Source organism: Lentilitoribacter sp. JB5-8, assembly GCF_055693385.1.
In genome coordinates this window covers 3,332,501-3,348,257 of the sequence record NZ_CM146332.1, presented here as the reverse complement: position 1 = coordinate 3,348,257, position 15,757 = coordinate 3,332,501, and the positions used below count along the sequence as shown (strand labels likewise).

Annotated in this window: 13 protein-coding genes; 3 read left to right on the top strand and 10 right to left on the bottom strand. The window is 43.4% G+C overall.

The genetic code is table 11. The features are described 5' to 3' along the window. Positions 1–6: 6 nt before the first annotated feature. Entirely contained in the window at positions 7–1,239 is a 1,233-nt protein-coding gene (locus tag ACZ1GZ_RS16305; RefSeq protein WP_472665926.1) for an ABC transporter substrate-binding protein, read from the bottom strand. Between the two features lie 174 nt (positions 1,240–1,413). Between ACZ1GZ_RS16305 and ACZ1GZ_RS16300 the strand changes: the two genes are divergently transcribed. The 3 genes from ACZ1GZ_RS16300 (at position 1,414) to glpD (ending at position 4,989) form a co-directional block, all read left to right on the top strand. Next, a complete protein-coding gene (locus ACZ1GZ_RS16300) occupies positions 1,414–2,439 on the top strand; it encodes a LacI family DNA-binding transcriptional regulator (RefSeq protein ID WP_472665925.1) in 1,026 nt (341 codons plus the stop codon). Between the two features lie 161 nt (positions 2,440–2,600). Then, positions 2,601–3,398, top strand: a complete 798-nt coding sequence (locus ACZ1GZ_RS16295; RefSeq protein WP_472665924.1) for a hypothetical protein — start codon at positions 2,601–2,603, stop codon at positions 3,396–3,398. A gap of 82 nt (positions 3,399–3,480) precedes the next feature. Continuing rightward, the gene (glpD, locus tag ACZ1GZ_RS16290; protein ID WP_472668336.1) at positions 3,481–4,989 is read left to right on the top strand and encodes a glycerol-3-phosphate dehydrogenase; all 1,509 of its coding nucleotides are present in this window, start codon (positions 3,481–3,483) and stop codon (positions 4,987–4,989) included. 11 nt (positions 4,990–5,000) lie between these two features. Here glpD and uxuA read toward each other — a convergent pair whose 3' ends face one another. The 9 genes from uxuA to ACZ1GZ_RS16245 all read right to left on the bottom strand — a co-directional run bounded on the left by uxuA (position 5,001) and on the right by ACZ1GZ_RS16245 (position 15,133). Next, positions 5,001–6,200 (bottom strand): mannonate dehydratase, encoded by a 1,200-nt coding sequence (uxuA, locus tag ACZ1GZ_RS16285; RefSeq protein ID WP_472665923.1) that lies wholly within the window; start codon positions 6,198–6,200, stop codon positions 5,001–5,003. Positions 6,201–6,246: 46 nt separating this feature from the next. Beyond that, the gene (locus tag ACZ1GZ_RS16280; RefSeq protein ID WP_472665922.1) at positions 6,247–7,326 is read right to left on the bottom strand and encodes a Gfo/Idh/MocA family protein; all 1,080 of its coding nucleotides are present in this window, start codon (positions 7,324–7,326) and stop codon (positions 6,247–6,249) included. After that, positions 7,323–8,354 (bottom strand): Gfo/Idh/MocA family protein, encoded by a 1,032-nt coding sequence (locus tag ACZ1GZ_RS16275; protein WP_472665921.1) that lies wholly within the window; start codon positions 8,352–8,354, stop codon positions 7,323–7,325. The genes ACZ1GZ_RS16280 and ACZ1GZ_RS16275 overlap by 4 nt, the downstream gene beginning before the upstream one ends. 12 nt (positions 8,355–8,366) lie before the next feature. Continuing rightward, positions 8,367–9,422, bottom strand: coding sequence for a Gfo/Idh/MocA family protein (locus ACZ1GZ_RS16270; RefSeq protein ID WP_472665920.1), 1,056 nt, complete (start codon positions 9,420–9,422; stop codon positions 8,367–8,369). 167 nt (positions 9,423–9,589) lie between these two features. Further along, positions 9,590–9,934 (bottom strand): Lin0512 family protein, encoded by a 345-nt coding sequence (locus ACZ1GZ_RS16265; RefSeq protein WP_472665919.1) that lies wholly within the window; start codon positions 9,932–9,934, stop codon positions 9,590–9,592. Continuing rightward, the gene (locus ACZ1GZ_RS16260) at positions 9,931–10,299 is read right to left on the bottom strand and encodes a Lin0512 family protein (protein ID WP_472665918.1); all 369 of its coding nucleotides are present in this window, start codon (positions 10,297–10,299) and stop codon (positions 9,931–9,933) included. Before ACZ1GZ_RS16260 ends, ACZ1GZ_RS16265 begins: the two co-directional genes overlap by 4 nt. An 84-nt stretch (positions 10,300–10,383) precedes the next feature. Then, positions 10,384–11,352: a glutathione S-transferase family protein gene (locus ACZ1GZ_RS16255; protein WP_472665917.1), complete on the bottom strand. Its 969-nt coding sequence runs from the start codon at positions 11,350–11,352 to the stop codon at positions 10,384–10,386. 80 nt (positions 11,353–11,432) lie between these two features. After that, positions 11,433–13,688: a putative bifunctional diguanylate cyclase/phosphodiesterase gene (locus ACZ1GZ_RS16250; RefSeq protein ID WP_472665916.1), complete on the bottom strand. Its 2,256-nt coding sequence runs from the start codon at positions 13,686–13,688 to the stop codon at positions 11,433–11,435. A 179-nt stretch (positions 13,689–13,867) separates the two neighbouring features. After that, the gene (locus ACZ1GZ_RS16245) at positions 13,868–15,133 is read right to left on the bottom strand and encodes an aminotransferase class V-fold PLP-dependent enzyme (RefSeq protein WP_472665915.1); all 1,266 of its coding nucleotides are present in this window, start codon (positions 15,131–15,133) and stop codon (positions 13,868–13,870) included. Positions 15,134–15,757: the final 624 nt, after the last annotated feature.

Below are 15,757 nucleotides of genomic sequence, written 5' to 3'. Positions count from 1 at the left end.
CAGCTCTTAGTCAGCGTTTTTGATGATTTCAACGTAACGAGCTTGTGCATCAGCAACTGTGATGCTTTTGTCGTTCCAGAACTCAACAGTAAGGTCGTCCATCTGACCTTGTGTATCTGCTGTGTATGCGTTCACGCCATCTGGCAAAATGTTGCCAGCAGCTAGAATAGCAAGACCTTTTTTCATGCAGTCGTTTGCTGCTGAAAGATCAACATCACCACGGATCGGCAATGAGCCTTTCTTGAGGTTAAAGGCGACTTGCACTTCTTGTGAAATCATCAAAGCAGCAAGTTCTTTTTGTGCTTTTTCGATTTCTGGATCATCCTGCTTAGGGAAGTAGAATGCATCACCACCAGTTGCGATGATTTCGTTTACACCCAAGCCAGGAAGACATGTGTAGTCTGTACCAGCTGTTTGGTTTGCAACTTGGAACTCACCTTGGGCCCAGTCACCATGGATCTGGCCACCAGCTTTACCAGTGATCACCAAGTTTGTTGCTTGGTTCCAGTCTTGAACGTTTGAACCTTCTGACAATAGACGTGCAGCAGCAAATGCTTCAAACACTTTTGTCATTTCAGCACTTGCAGCAGCTTCAGCGCTTTTGTTTGTTAGAACGTCAAGGTAAAGGTCTGTACCGCCCACAGCAACCATGATCGCACCGAATGCGAGGTTTGTCTGCCATGACTGCTGACCCATAGCTAGTGGAACGATACCAGCTTCAGTTAGTTTTGGAGCTGATTCTACAAACTCAAACCAATCAGAAGGAACGTCGATGCCAGCTGTTTTGTATGCTTCGTGTGACAACCACAACCACTGTGGTGAGTGAATGTTCACAGGAACACAATAAACTTTACCGTCAACAGTACAGCTGTCTAGAAGGCGAACAGGGTTTACAACATCGCGCCAGCCACCAGCTTCTGCAACATCTGTTAGGTCAAGCATCAAACCAGCTTCAACCAACTCTTCAGCCTGACGACCGTGGTTTAGCTGTGTAGCGTGCATTGGGTCACCGCCCAAGATGCGTGAAATGATGATTGGACGCGCTGTACCACCTGAACCGGCGATCGCTCCGTCTACCCATTTGTTGCCTGTCGCGTCGAACGCTTTAGCAAATTCAGCCACAGCGGCAGCTTCACCACCAGAAGTCCACCAGTGTGTAACTTCAAGATCTGTTGCGTTTGCAAGTGTTGTGAAAGACAAAGCTGTAGTAACAGCCAATGCTGTTTTTAGAATTCTCATACAATTTCCTCCCAGAAATAACGATTGTTGAGTTAAATGTGTCTGTAATCGATTACATTGGTGTCTTCTGAAAACACGCCTGCAAACGATTACATAAAGATTTCTTTTTTTATTGAATGAGTCAACAAAAAAAAGTAGTTCTATAAAAAATACTTTGCGTTGGTTGGAAGTCGATTGAAAAAATCCGTTAAAATTCAGGATGTTGCAAAAGTTGCTGGAGTTTCAACAGCCACTATCTCTCGCACTCTAAGTAACCCTTCGGTTGTGAGTAAAGCAACTCGAGAAGCTGTTTTGGAGGCTGTAAAGGCCACTGGATATCGTGTAAATAGAGCCGCTCGCAACCTTCGAACACGCAAATCTAATGCGATTTTAGTTCTGTTGCCGGATATTGGAAATCCGTTTTTTTCACAGATCCTGCAGGGTATTCAGACCGTGCTTTCCCCTAACGGATTTTCCATGCTGATTGCTGAAACGGCACAGATATCTGCAGCTGGTGAGCATCTTATTGATTATTTTAATGATGGTCGTGCTGATGGTATGATTGTGTTCGATGGCGGGCTTGATCGGGATGTGGCGAGAGATCTGGTTGAAGCACCGCAACGCAATCAAATCGTTTTCGCTTGTGAGTGGTTGGATAACGCTGATTTTCCATCTGTCAGAAGCGCGAACCGTAGGGGCGCTGTTGAAGCAGTTAAACATCTTATTGATTTAGGGCATACGAAAATTGCACATATTATGGGGCCTCAGGGGAATGTGCTGACAGATGCGCGGCATGAGAGTTTTATCAAAACCCTCAAAGAACATAATATCCCGGTTCGTAAAGAATGGGTTTTAGATGGTGATTTCCATTTAAATTCTGGACGGCTTGCCGCGCGACGAATTATGGAGATGGATGAAAAGCCAACGGCAATTTTCTGTGCGTCAGATCAGATTGCTTGTGCCTTGATTGCGGAGTTCTCAGCTTCCAATATCAACGTTCCTGAAGATATGGCGGTGATTGGTTTTGATGATATTGAGCTTGCCGAACATTTTGTACCGGCGCTTACAACCATGCGACAGGATAGATTAGGTCTTGGACGTCAAGCCGCTCAAATATTGTTATCTCGTATGATGAACGACAGTGCGATCTCAGATTCAGATGTGATTGTAATGGATGTTGATCTGGTTGTGCGTGAGAGCACAGCACCTCCTAAGAATTAACCTTCCTCAAAAGTCTTTACTGCCATTTCGGTTTCTTATGTTATGGTGACGAATGCAGACATGTGTTTGCACGTTTTTCATCAGGTTTTGCTCCAGTCGATCGAAATCTTGCGAAATGCGATTACAATTTAATATGCGGGTCTAACTTTGAAGGGGCGTTCATGGCTGATCCAGAGAGCACAATATTGTCAAATATTGTGGTTGTTGTTGCACATCCAGACGATGAGAACCTTTGGTTTTCATCAATTCTACGTGAGGCTAGCAAGATTATTGTGGTCTACGAAGATTTTTGGGCGGAACCAGATATTGGTGCAAAACGAGCAGCTGCACTTGCAGAATTACCGCATCCAAACATTAAATCTTTAAAAATAACCGAGGCTGGTACATATGGATGTGCCAATTGGGAGAAGCCAGAGATCTCTCAATATGGCATCATCTTTAGTAATGAAGCCATTAAACGTGAGCTGAAGAGGCGAGCTGTTCGGGCCATACCTGGGCTTGCAACAAATTCTGCTCCCAAAAGCATATCACAGATTTACACCGAGAATTACTATTCGATCATCGAGCTTTTGCGAGCTGAACTGACATCAGACATGAATGTCTTTACCCATAATCCATGGGGAGAATACGGACATGAAGACCATCTACAAGTTTTTCGGGTGGTCGATCAGTTGCAGTCTGAGATCGGATTTAAGCAATGGATGGGCAATTATCTGTCAAATCGATCATTGCCGTTGGCAAAAACTTATTTCGGTGCGGAACTTCAAGACCCGATATGCTTCAAAACGGATATTGCCTATGCACAGGAATTCACCAATGTTTATAAGAAACATGGTTGTTGGACCTGGCGTGATGACTGGAAGTGGTTTGACCAAGAGTGCTTTACAATCGCACCGAAATCGCAGTTCAATGATCCGCAGCAAACACATATTGGTCCGATGAACGTGTTTTCGATTTAACGGCAAATAACGAAAATTTTATTTTCGTTATGCTTTCATTTTATTTTCGTTTCGGTTATATCCATCATCATAATGAACGATGATGGAGAATAAATTGTCTGATCTGATGGATGTATTTGTAATCGGTGGTGGCGTAAATGGCTGCGGAATCGCGCGTGATGCGGCGGGCCGAGGATATTCTGTTTATCTTGCTGAGATGAATGATCTGGCGAGTGGGACTTCTTCATGGTCGTCAAAGTTGATTCATGGTGGATTACGCTATCTTGAGCATTACGAGTTTCGCCTGGTGCGAGAAGCACTAAGTGAACGTGAGGTTTTATTAAAAGCTGCGCCACATATTATTTGGCCAATGCGGTTTATTTTGCCGCATCATAAAGATTTACGTCCCGCATGGTTATTGCGTGCTGGGCTTTTTCTTTATGATTATATTGGGAAGCGTAAGTTACTTCCACCAACAAAAACAGTGAACTTAAAGACTGATGAGACTGGTAAGCCATTAAAGCCCCTGTTCACAAAAGGATTTGAATATTCCGATTGTTGGGTCAACGATGCGCGCCTTGTGGTGCTCAATGCGATGGATGCGCGCGCGCGCGGTGCGTCTATTAATACACAAACAAAGGTGATCTCAGCAATTCGTCAGGATGATATATGGGTTATTAAAACCCAGGATATGCAGTCAGGGGATGTGTCTGAACACAAAGCACGTATTGTTATTAATGCCGCTGGGCCTTGGGTAGATAAAGTTTTAGGTCAAGCCGCAGGGGTCAATGATGCAAAGAATGTGCGTTTGGTGCAGGGCAGTCACATTGTTGTGCCGAAATTGCATGATCATGATCGCGCTTATATCTTCCAAAATGCTGACGGCAGAATTATTTTTGCGTTGCCATATGAGCAAGATTTTACATTGATTGGTACAACAGATCAGGATTATGAAGGTGATCCTGCTGATGTAAAAATTACTCCGAAAGAGCGTAGTTATTTGTGTGATGCTGCGAGCGAATATTTCCAAAAACCAATTGTTGAAGACGATATTGTGTGGACTTATTCAGGTGTTCGTCCATTGTTTGACGATGGTGCGACCGCAGCGCAAGAAGCAACACGCGACTATGTTTTGAAAAAGGAGCAACCCGATAATCAAGCCGCCATGATTAATATTTTTGGCGGAAAGATTACCACGTTCCGCAGGTTGGCAGAATCAATGTTGGAAAAGATTGAAGAAACCATCGGTGCAAAAGGAAAACCTTGGACAGCTGAAGGCATGTTGCCTGGTGGTGATTTTGCACCGTCTGAATATGATTCCAAAGTTGCAAAACTTAAATCGGAATATCCGTTTTTGACGCAAAATCATGCAGCACGATTGGTGCGCTCTTACGGCACGAATGCTTGGAAAATTACAAAAGACGCAAAGTCATATGAAGATCTCGGTGTTCAATTTGCCCATACATTGACTGAAGCAGAAGTTGGTTATCTGATAGAACATGAATGGGTAACGTGTGCCGATGATGTTTTATGGCGGCGGTCAAAACTTGGTATCAGATATTCAAAGGATGAGATAAAACACCTTGAAGATTGGTTTTCCAAGTTGAAATGATGAAAAACGCTTTATTCAAGCGCTTTTATAATTCCTCGGAGTTCTGCAAGTCCGCGTACACGGCCAATTAGTGGATAGCCCGGCATTGAGTTACGATGCAAGTCGTCCAAAATCTCCTGTCCGTGGTCGGGCCTCATAGGTATTTCGTGGTCCGTGCGGTTTTGTTGTCGGCGTTTTTTCTCTTCGTTTAAGAGGCCAGCAATGACACCAACCATATTTGTATCACCCTCAAGATGTGCTGCTTCATAAAAGCTGTGCTTTTCGTCAGATGATGGTCCTTCGCGCGTGGTGTTGCGCAGGTGCACAAAATGAATTCGATGCCCCCATTGGGAGATAAAGTGTTCAAAATCAATATCTTTTGCAACTCCCAGTGATCCGGTGCACAATGTGATCCCATTGTGGGGGCTATCAACAGCTTTCATGATATGTGCATAATCATCAGGGTTTGACACGATGCGAGGTAGACCCATAATTGAAAATGGCGGGTCATCTGGATGACAACACAAATTAATGCCCAGTTCTTCGCATGTCGGTATAACAAGACTTAGAAAATCGACGAGATTTTGACGAAGCTTATCTGCATCTATGTCGTTATAGGTTTCAAGTAACGCTTTAATATCATCAATTTGCCAATTGTCATTGGCACCGGGAAGACCTGCAATGATGTTGTGTTGCAGTGCATTTTGTCCATGATGGTCAAGTTTTTCATAATAGTTTCCAGCTGCGTTTGTTATCTCGCTTGTATAGTCTTTTTCCGCATTTAATCTTTTTAAAATGTGGATATCAAAACAGGCAAACTCAACGATATTAAACCGCATAGCAGAACCGCCATGAGGGAGTTTTGAGCGCAATTCAGTTCGGGTCCAATCCAATACAGGCATGAAATTATAGCAAACGGTTTGAATGCCACACTCAGAGAGATTGTGAAGACTTTGGATGTAATTGGATATATCCTCACGCCAGCCATCAGATTGTGTCTTTATTTTTTCGGAAACGGGAAGGCTTTCAACAACATCCCATGTGATATTGGACGGTGAACCATCTTTGAGCGTTTCAATGAGCTTTTGGCGTTTTTGAATTTCTTTAATGGACCAAACTGCGCCGGTATCGATGTGATGTAGTGCTGAGACCACACCTTGAACACCTGCTTGTAAAAGCTCTTCGATAGAAATTGTATCAGCGGGTCCAAACCAGCGCCATGTTTGTTTCATTTCATTACCCCTTTAAACGCAGGCATTAGCTTTGAAAATAATTGCATTAGAGTTTCGGCATCCAACCATTGAAATAATCATCATCTGAAGCAAGCGGTAGGTCGATGATCTTGTTGTTGCGGGTGGATTTATAAATTGCTGAAACCAGTTCGAGGGATCGACGTCCGTCCTCAAAACTGACAGCATTGTTTGTTCGTCCGTTGAGCTTTTCATAAAGTGCATTAAAAAAGCCGACATAACCAGAATGTTGCGTGGGTGTTGATTCTAGAAACGCATCGATTTCACTTTGTTTGGCGCCAATGTCTCCAGCACCTCTTGCAAGAAACTTCCACTTACCATCAGCGGGGGCATAGGGAAGGTCTCCGCTTTCTGCCGTTAATTTTTCAAAGCAAAAACGCAACCGCGTTGTATCGCTTGCCGCTCCCAGCGTGATGGAGCTTGAGGCGAGGGCACCATTTTGCATTTGAAACGAAATCGAGGCGCAATCTTCCACTTCGATGTCATTGACGCGTGTTTGGGTGAACGCGGATAATTGTTTAACAGGGCCAAATATTGCGCATAAAAGATCATGGTTATGAATGGCATGGCCTAAAACAGCGCCACCTTGTTCACCTTTCCATGTGCCGCGCCATGGATTGTTGTAATATTCAGCATCACGGTGCCAGTGTGTTTCAACACTAGCGACGAGGGGGCGACCAGTGTATCCGGCTTTCATTAACGCAGTTAACTTGGCAAGAGCGGGTCCAAATCGATATTGGAAGACGGGCGTTAATACACGTTCGTATCTTTGTGCCTGTTTTTCGAGTTGATCTGCTTCGCTTAGTGAGTTCACTAATGGTTTTTCGCAGATAACATGTTTTTTTGCTGCTAATGCCGCCATCGACATTTTAAAATGAAGATGGGGTGGTAAGCAGATATCAATAATATCAATTTCGGGGTCGGCTAAAATAGCATCAAAATCGGTTTCAATTGCGATATGTTTGTGATCTGCCCGAACGTTTATTGCGCGGTTTTCATCAATGTCGCAAAGCGTTTTGACTGTGAACTGATCTTGGATTTTTAAATAGGCTGCTAGATGCTCTTCACCAATTCCTGCGCCAATGATCGCAATATTGAACTTTTTCATGATGCTGTTGGTCCATTAAATGATCTATCCGCCATCTCTTGTGCAATGATTGAAAGCTCCATGACTTTAAAACAATGTGCTTGTGACATTGCTGTTTCAGTTCGGTTCAAAATATCATCGGCTAGATTTTGAAAATATGGATAACCCGCGTCAGCACATTCAATATGCTCACATTTATTGTTGTTGACGAGATATAAGTGATCGGTTGTGTTATTGCGCGCTACATCTATGTATTTTCGCAACTCGATATATCCATCTGTTCCGAGAATTGTCAGACGTCCGTCACCCCAGGTTGGTAATGCGTCTGGGGTATACCAATCCAAACGCACATAGCCATGTCCTTGATCTGATTTGAGCGATACTTCGCCAAAATCTTGGAGTTCAGGATGTTCAGGATTGGCATAGTTTGCAACATTGGCCATCGTGACTTCAGCATCTGTAGAATTGGTAAAATACAGAAATTGATCGATCTGATGCGATCCGATGTCGGTGATGATGCCGCCATATTTTTCAAGCTTGAAAAACCAGTCTGGTCGGGTGGATAAATTTTTACGGTGAGGTCCAAGTCCCACTGTTTGGACGACTTTACCAATTGCGCCTTGGTGCACAAGTTCTGCAGCCTTAGTCACGGAAGCAACTTCAAAACGTTCTGAAAAATCCACTGACCAAATGCGCTCTGTTTGCGCAACGCAAGCCTTAATCGCATCCAACTGATCTAACGATGTGCAACCTGGTTTATCAGTCATGACATCTTTACCATGCTCCATGGCTTCAATGGCAAGAGCTGCGCGATCGCATGGAATGGCTGCAATCAATATAAGGTCGATACTTTCATCTTCTAAGAGGGCTTTTTTATCATGAAAGCGCTTTGTCTGCGGAAAGCGTTTTTCAAAACCATCAAGTGTTGTTGGGTTGCCTTCAGTCCAATAACCAACAAACTCAGCGCCAATATCAAGCATATGAGTGGCTTGCCCATAAATGTGACGATGGTCCAATCCAAGTGCTGCGAATTTTAGTTTCTTTTTCATTTTTATCTCGCCTTAGATCTCAATTGCAGTTTTGTTATCAGAAGATGCCACCAAAGCATCAATGAGTTTGTGGACTTTTAGAGCTTCTTGACCTGAGATGAGGGGAGCGGTGTCATTGATCAAACAATTGGCAAAGTCATCAATGATTGCCCGATGCCAATCATGAGTAAAAGCCATGGGGTCCGCACCGCCACCGCTGGTGGTTTCAACGCCATAATGTTCTGTTTTTCCAGCGTCTTTTCCCTCGTGCCACAGTATTTTTAGCCCTCCTGCCTTTAGCTCCGCAACGGCTTTTTGAAAGTGCAGTGTGATGGTTTCAGTCGCACCCGGATAATTTGCAGTTGTCGCCAGTAATGATCCAATCGCACCATTGGCGAAATCCAATCCGGCTGTAACATAGTCTTCTGCCTCCATCTTATGTAGCGAACTGGTCCGTGCGGTGGCTTGTACTTGCTTTACTTCGCCTGTGAGACTGAGCATTAAGTCCAATGAATGTATGGCTTGCGAAATTAAAACTCCGCCGCCATCACGTTCATATGTGCCGCGACCTGGTTCGTCATAATAGGCTTGATCGCGCCACCAAGGTACGAGCACATCAACAATCGATAGCGAACCGAAAGCGTTTTGTGCAATCATTTCACCTAGTTTTTGAGAGGCAGCGCGCGTGCGATGTTGAAATACAATGCCCAGCTTCACATTCGCCTGTTTGCAGATCTCAACAATATTTTCCGCAGCCTTTAAAGTGCGCTCTACGGGTTTTTCCATCAAGATGGATTTACCAGCACCTGCAAGGGTTTTTGTGATTTCAAGTCTTGCATTTGGCGGGGTTAGTACGATGACAAAGTCGACATCTTTATCATTGGCGATATCATCTATGTGTCCATATTGTTTAACTGGGGCGTTCAATACGTCTTCAGCCTGTTTGGCAAATCGGCCAGCATTTTCTGAATTGCGAGAGAAAATACCACAAAGCTTGACCTTATCTTTGAGGTCAGCAATCGCCAATAAATGCGTTTTTGCAACCATTCCTGTGCCAATAATGGCAACATTTAATGGATTTTTCTTCATATCAGGCTCTTTTATTACGTCATATCAGAGCAATTCTATTATATGGTATATATGTATACAAGTTTTTATTTGCGTGAATTTAATTGCTGTTTTGACGATTTTAATCAAGCGATTCAGGACGGGCCAGGCGGATAAATTTGAGGCTAGCTTGATCGCATTGGTTAGATTTAAAGCGGTAGTCTTACAATAATACCGGCGTTCACGATCACCGTCGTGCGATCTGTTACTTCATCATAGATGTTTAATCCGCCTTGAATGCCCTTTGCCGTAACCTGTCCGTAGGGAAGAGTGCTAGCCACCTCGTCCAAGTCAATTTTTTCAGGGCATTGTGCGGCCAGATTGAGCTCGATCTGCATTGAGTTTGGGTCGATATTTAGGCTTTTAAAAACGGTCAGAGACGAGTGATGTAGCGCATCTTGAACTGCTCGCTTGGCAGCTTTGGTATAATCTTCTCCATAAAGATCGTTACCTGTACCCATTTCAAGGATAATGCGTTTTAATTCTTTGCTCATGCCGCATCTCCCCACACTTTGTCCTCTGGCAAGTCCAGATAAACAACTAATGCAGCATTGACCATAATGGTTGATCTTGATCCATCTTCAGCAAGTGTGTCCATGCCGCCATGTTCAACAACGACCTCTGGCTTGCCGTATGGCAAGAGGTCAGCGACGGCTTGCTTGTCAACAGTTTCAGGCTTTTGAGCCCCGATGATGATTTTAACCACCATATCTTCGCGATTAAGACCAAATGCATCTGCAATCGAAAGTGAGTTTTGGCGCAAAGCGTTGTGAACAGCGCGCAAGGCTGCTTTGGTATGGTCTTCACCGCGGATATCTGTGCCCATGCCCAGCTCTAAAACCATTCGTTTAAGCGCCATATATGTGTTCCTTATAATTGATGGCTCTCATATAAAGTGGCAATCGATCTGCTGACAAGTCGAATTTTATTCGCAAAGAGCAACTTAACGATTATGTGCCTTGTTCCAATCAACTATGGGGCCGATTGGAATAATACCCAATGGATTGCGTTTCTCGCTTTTGCTAAAATATCCACGTTTATAAATCTCAAAACGCACGGTGTCAGCAACGCCGGGCATTTGATAAATTTCCCGCGCATATGGCCAGAGGTTTTCATAGTCTGAAAGCTTTTTTAAATTGCATTTAAAGGCGTAATGATAAGCGACATCAAAACGTGCAAGTGTAGGGAAAAGTCGCACATCGGCTTCTGTGAAATGATCGCCGCATAAGAAGCGATTATTGCCAAGATGTTCATCGATTTCATCTAGATTTTCAAAAAGCTCAATTGCCGCTGTTTCATATGCGCTTTGAGTGGAGGCAAAGCCAGCGCGGTAAACGCCGTTATTTACCTTGTTATATATCTTTTCATTCCAGCTATCGATGTCATTTTGTAATTCATCCGGATATAGATTGGGTGTGTTCTTGGATTTATCTGCAAAAGCGTCGTTCAACATTCTTACAATGTCGGCGGACTCGTTGCTGACCATGCAGTTTTGAACTTTATCCCATAGGACCGGAACGGTGATACGGCCAGTATATTCAATTTTATCTTTTGCATAGATTTGATGAACTGCATTTAGGCCGTAAAGCGGGTCTGAAAACTCGCCACTTTCATCAAATATCCAACCCTGCTCATTTCGATTTGGTTTGGCAACAGAAATAGAGATAATGTCATCAAGATTTTTGAGGGAACGCGTGAGCAATGTGCGATGCGCCCATGGGCAATTCCAAGCAACAAAAAGGTGATAGCGTCCGGCATCTGGGCTAAATCCATCTCTACCGGTTGGGCCTTTTGCACCTGATCGTGTGATCCAGTTTCGGATTGTGCTTTTTGTGCGTTCAAATTCACCGGTGGGTAAATTAGCTCCAACGTCTTCACCTTCGTGGTAAACGCCCTTAATCATATAACCCATATTCATACCTTCATTGTTTACGGGTATTTAGCACTGTTAGCTTCAAAAGAAGAATCACAATTTATCGATTTAAAGCGGTCTTACGCTTCCTTGCGCCCAACATTTTGATTGCTGAGTGTATCTTGAATAAATTTGGGTACGGAATGCGCTGGCATTGGTTTGGCGAAGTAAAATCCTTGCATATAATTTGCACCAATCTGGTTCAGGATATCCATCTGCTCCTTTGTTTCAATCCCTTCCATGATCAGATGGAACCCAAGTTCACGGCCGAGATTAATCAATGCTTGAATAATTGCGCGATCAGCGTCACTTTCAACAACATTGTCAATAAAGGATTTGTCTATTTTGACCGTCGTGCAGGGGATTTCTTTTATTTGCGTAATCGAGGAATAGCCGGTGCCAAAATCATCCAATGCAACTCGGCAACCTGCATCCTTTAATGCGGTAAGGTGGTTGATGAATAAGTCTTTATTATTGCCAAACATGCAGGTTTCAACGATCTCAATGGCCAGCAAATCTGTGCTTAGATTGTTTTTTTCCAGATCAGATATAATTTTAAGCGAAAATCCCGGACGTAACAGATCGCCTTCGCCTGCATTTAATCCGATTGTGCCGAAGGGTATATTGGCCTTCTGCCATTCCTTCATATTACCAATGACTTTTTCAAACATAATGTCGCCGACCATTGCGCTCAGCTCAATGTCATCAAGCATTTCGCCAAAAACACCTGGTGTTAAAACCCCACGTTTAGGGTGGCGCCATCTCGCAAGTGCTTCAAACCCTATGACGTTGCCAGTTTTTGTATTCATCACCGGTTGATAAAAAGGCTCAATCTCGGACTCGAGCAATGCAAACTTAAATTCATCTCGCAAATCAAGACGATCATTGAACACCTTGCCCATTTCGGCGTCGTATTCACAAAGCTTGGTTTTTGATTCTGATTTGGCAGCATATAGCGCAAGATCAGCATTCCTGATCAACTCGCTAATATTACTGCCATCTCTTGGATAAATCGCTACTCCCGCGGAAACTGTTGCGTGGATAATTTGGCGACCATTATCGATTTCAGTCGCAAGCTCCTCCGGGATCTCTAAAATGTCTTCAATTGCCATGGTTGGATCAATGTCAGGTATGATGATTACAAACTCATCGCCGCCCAGGCGCGCAAGATATCCATTGCCTGGAAGGTTTGCTCTTAAAGCATGTGCAAATGCGCGCAGAATTTCGTCTCCTGCATGATGGCTGTAATAATCATTAATCTCTTTGAAATTGTTGAGATCAAATAAGAAAATGATTGCAGATGTTTCGCGATCACCACACGAGCGCAAGATCTTGGGAGCAAATTCTTGGAAGGCATTTCGATTATATGTTTTAGTCAATACATCGTGTGTTGCTAAGAAATGTGCTTTATCATCAAGTTTTCTTTGTGCTTTAGATGTACGAAAAACCTTCATCAATGGGTAACTTGCAACGACAATCAGCAATATAAAGATAAATACGGCACCACCATATAACGATCTTGTATAAGTAACGTAAGCTTCTTCTAAGTTTACCAATACGCGAATGATATATTGCATCTCACCATCGGCATAAACTGGATGATAAACCTCGCCAAACACTGACGGTTGGTTTACGATACTGGATTTAACGATGTAGCTTGGGTGAACGCCTATTTTCGCAACTTCTGTTGCCGCAGCATAATTCATCGGCCATATCGATTTCAAATCGCTGTTGATGATGAGTTCTGGATGTTCATGTTTGACATCATGTTCGGTCTTAGCATGTGTATTGTGATCTTGGTGAACATCATTATTGTTGCGGGTTATGTGGTCTTGGTGTGGGTCCGGCTCTAAACCTGCCAAGCCAACTTTTTCAGAACTAATATCCAGATTGCTTTGCGCACTAAGATCATGGTGTACACGATGGCCGCTATTTGTTGTGTAGGAACCGAAAGTTGCACTACAATTACAATCAGGATTTATAAGGTCTAGCTGATAAATACTTCCCACCTGAAACATGCCATCAATCAGTTCAGCCATCTCTCCTCGTAACAGAGCCGAGTATTGAGTGCTTCCTTTCGTGACGCCAGCAATTTTTCCAGCCTCAGGGAATTGTGTTTCCAAATGGTGCGCCCAGCCCATGCCTAGGCTATCTGATTTTTCTTCAAGTAGATTATTTAGCGCGTATTGGATGCCAATATATGTGGCTGCGAAAAAAAATAATGAGGTAATTGTCAGAATGAAAAATAGCTTGCGTAAAGGTTTGCCGCGCATGCCGTTTATTTGAGATGCGTTGGCGCTGTCATCAGCTGAAATTTCCCTTGTTATGTTTGACATATCTTGCAAGCTCTGTCCCCCGATGACGGGCGATATGCCCAGCATGGAGTTACAGTCTTGCAAAAAGTGCTAAAGAAACATTTATGTTTTAGTTATGAGGATTGGGAATTCAATTAACGATCTGTTTAGATCCGCCGCTTGAAAGATGGTGGATTAAGAACCGCTTTATCGAGAGATTATTAACTCTTTAGTTCGTCGATGATTTCAGAAACCGCCGCCAAAAATGTCGACACCTCATGCTCAGTATTATAATGGCACATGGAAACCCGCACGCAGGATTTTAACCCAAGTGGATCAAGAATGTTGCCGGAATAATGATCGGCTTTTCGTGCATGGGTGCGAATGCCGCGATTGTTGAGTGCTTCAACAAGTTCCAAAGCATCCATGCCATCAATATTCATTGCAACAAGACCTTCGCGCAATGGATTATCGATGCCGCATAGCACCGTTACTTCCGGCATATCTGCCAGACCTTTTTGGTTGCCGGTTCCTTTAATCATGGCGTTTGTTAGATCAGTTTCATGAGATTTAATGGCATAACTTGCAGCCATGATTTTCTCACGGCGATCTGATGCATTAGTAAATTGGCTGCCCAGCCATTCATAATATTCAACAACATCGGAAAATGTTGCATAAGCACCGGTGTCGCGCGTGCCCAATTCCCAGTTTTTCTCAGGACCGCCAACTAGCGAATTATGCTCAAGTTCAGATAATCTGTCGGAAATCCAGGCAAAACCGTATCCATGGCGCGAGAACATTTTATAGGGAGAGACGACATATGCATCAATATCATATGCATCTATATCGAGCCCGCCATGCGCTGCGTGCTGAATACCATCCACGATAATAAAGCAATCAGGCGCTACATTTCTTATCGCCTTTGAAATTGCTGCCACATCCACACCCATTCCTGAAACGGGGGAGGTGTGCAGAATTGTTGCAACACGCGTATCTTTGGTGATGTGCTTAGCATAGGCATTTGCATCAACTGATCCGGTTTCATTATTATGTTTGATTAAAATATGTGGTTTGCCGGCAGCTTTTGCCCATTTTTCGCAGGCGCTTCTGGTCGCCGGATGCTCTAGCGTGCTTCCCAAAACCTGACCACCAGCTTCCGATGACATGATAGCGGCACAAACAATACGGAAAATGAGCTCTGTGCCGCTTTCGCCCACAAAGAATTGTCCTGATTTCGCGTTGAAGAAGATGCTTGCATCTTCTTTTGCTTTTTTAATGATATCAACAAGGGCATAACTTGCTGGATTATCCCGTCCCTGATTATCGGGGATCGCCGCAAATTTTGCAGATGTATCGACAACCGACTTTAATGTGAGTGCGCCGCCAGCATTTTCAAAGAATATGCGTTCACCTTGAAAAGGGCAGGTGTCGACATGGGCAAATTTAGCACGAACATTCTCAATGATGTTTTGATCAGGACTTAACATATTTAGTATCACTCATATTGCAGGTTGGAATGTGCATGATACGCAAATCACTCTAAATGAAAACCACTATCTTATTATGTAAACAGATATGGAAATGATCCGCGCTCATGTCGTCTCTTATATATATGAGGGGAGATAATGTGCCTAAGCTGAAAGCATCCTAAATTAGAGCCAGATAGTGCATTTAATTTAGCCATTTTAATCAGCTGCCTTTCAAAGTGGCAAAAATAGCCTTCGAAATATGGGCGTATAGGAAAGGTGTTTTCGGCAATAGATTGCTTAACCCCGTAATAGGTGGGTTTTGATGAATTTCATTAAAAATGTGCCGTTTTGATCGGCTTGTGTAAAAATAGCAAAATTTATTAAGATATTGTTTTTGTTCACTATTTCATTTTGGTGGGTAATGTCTTGTTAAGAAATTCAGTTTTTTTTCGTTTTTATGACATTTTTTTAGATTTTGGTGTTGACGGTTATGATTGGTGTGTGTAGAACGCATCTCACCGAACGAGAGCGGTCGACGAGGTCGCTAGCGGGTTTTACTTGTGTTTGTTCGGTAAGCTTTTTTAAAGGGCGTAAAATTGTTGCTGATCTGGCTTAGTTTTTAAGTTGAGTTAGATGAGCGAT